We start from the raw sequence: 1063 nt of genomic DNA, 5'->3' as shown, positions 1-1063 counted from the left end.
ACGCCGTTGGTTGTACCATCATCGATGATGTTGTAATCGAATTTAACGTCACCGTTGAAATCATCAGCGGCCGTAAATATCCAGAATGGCCCCGTAATCCCAGCGTCATCAGCACCACCAGCATTTTCAAAGCGCGTTAACTGACCTTGCCCTTGAGTAAGAGTTACGCCGGTTACCGTGAGGTTATGGTTTTCAAGATCAGAGCTTGCTGCAATTAAGTCACTTTCAACGATAACAAGTTGGCCTTCCTCGGCAATCGAACCGAAATCAACGTCTGTCGCAACAGGAGCATCGTTCACTTCCGTCACCTTAATGGTAAAGGTGGTTTGATTGGTTTGAGCGGTATTCGGATCTCCAGCATCAATCAGACCGTTATTACCGCCATCATCGAGCGTTGCATTGATCGTGACTAAACCACTCTGGTTGAGGTAGTTCTGGTCTGGATCTGGCTTGAACGTCACTGCTCCATTGGTCAATGCAGTATTGATATCCGCTTCTTTACCCGTAATCACCAATGAGCCGTCGGGTTGCAATACAAACGTCACGTCAGGAGAGCTGATAAACTCAAACACACCCTGTGCTCCCGGCAGTGTTTGATCGACTTGCAACGTAAGAACATACGGAGCATCTGGATTATCAAAGTTAGCATCAACGTCGTAGATACTAAAATTGTCGATGGCAACACTAATGTCTTCAGATGTTTCAATATTCGTTACGTTTACAAAGATAGGTTGATCGTTAATAGGATCGATCACCAAATCAACATCGAAGCTGGTTGGCGTACCCAAATACTCGGTGTTATCTGCGTCAGTATCAACAGAGCGAACGGTAATCTGCAGCGGGCCATTGATACCTAATACATTACCCGTATCGCTATTGTGCTCACCTGAATTGAATACGATCTTATCAAGTGACTGCGCAGCAACATCCAGTGTCCAGATCTGCGTAACTGGATCATAACTAGCCAAGGTTGTACCGTCTGGATAATAGATAGAGGCATCTTGAGGAACGCCTGCAACTTCTACTCGAAGTGTCTCTGGCGCATTCTCGGTATAAGTGCCGC

Annotated in this window: 1 protein-coding gene; it reads right to left on the bottom strand. The window is 46.1% G+C overall.

Going from position 1 to position 1063, the window contains the following annotated elements; all coding sequences use genetic code 11:
- Window positions 1-1063, bottom strand: a 1063-nt coding sequence (locus AB4484_RS26635) for a cadherin-like domain-containing protein (protein WP_372081046.1), incomplete at both ends; no start/stop codon positions are given.

Origin of the sequence: Vibrio sp. 10N.261.46.A3 (genome assembly GCF_041472995.1) — a bacterium.
GTDB lineage: Bacteria > Pseudomonadota > Gammaproteobacteria > Enterobacterales > Vibrionaceae > Vibrio > Vibrio coralliirubri.
The sequence above is the reverse complement of the archived record's forward strand: the minus strand, read 5'-3'. Positions and strand labels throughout refer to the sequence as shown.